We start from the raw sequence: 857 nt of genomic DNA on the forward strand, positions 1-857 counted from the left end.
GGGTTAGTTCTTGCTCAGACATTTCTACGCCGCTACCTTGCACATGTTGCCATACCTTCACATTCGGCTGACCATTTGTGTGGCGTTGTTGTCGCAGTGAATCTGTCACATAGGCATCTTGTTCGCGGTGGGTAGGCAGATACAATTCCACCTGTTCCCCGATTTCAGGCATATCGTACCAGCCGCTATGTTCTTCGGCGACATATCTAGTCGCCACAGGGAACCAGCAGGCTTTAGCAGGATCTTGCTTCGGGTCGATGTCCAGTTGAAGCTGCACAAAGTCCTGCTGTACCTTGAGCACCGTTCCTGACAATGAAATTCCGGTGGCCTGATCGTTCTCATACCGGGCATAACGGATATCCTGCTCGGCTTGAAGATCATAACGGGTACGCAGTAAGCCATCTGCTAGTGTGGTCACTGCCCGAACCACGACCAGTTCTTTACCTTGTCCGATCGGTAACGTGATGAGATCACCCAGCGCATAGTATTGCAGACTTTCAATCATATAGTTGATATACGAGCCAGCGCGTTGTTCTCCTAGCTTTTCCGCATCCAGTTCATGAAACGTTTTCCGTACTCGATAGAATACATCCCGTTCCACCTTATGCTGCTTGCCTTCTGGCATCCCGAAGAAGACTTTGGGCGAAGCTGCGGTTACCTCTGGCACAAGTACGGAACCAAAGCGAGAAGTGAGACGCTTTAAAAACGCCCAATCGGTCTCCTCATATTGTAAAACAAAAGTGTCCAGTTTGGCATAATTCGTGACGGTATCAATGGCATCTCCATTCTGATATTTTCGAATCATCGTAGTGACCAGATCATCATAAGTGCGGTGAATATCTTGATAGGAGCGTCTT

Annotated in this window: 1 pseudogene; it reads right to left on the minus strand. The window is 48.7% G+C overall.

From position 1 onward, the window contains the following. Positions 1–857 (minus strand): annotated as a pseudogene (locus tag JO375_RS05260) (hypothetical protein); the annotation flags it as partial.

Origin of the sequence: Paenibacillus farraposensis (genome assembly GCF_020736845.1) — a bacterium.
Classification (GTDB): domain Bacteria; phylum Bacillota; class Bacilli; order Paenibacillales; family Paenibacillaceae; genus Paenibacillus; species Paenibacillus farraposensis.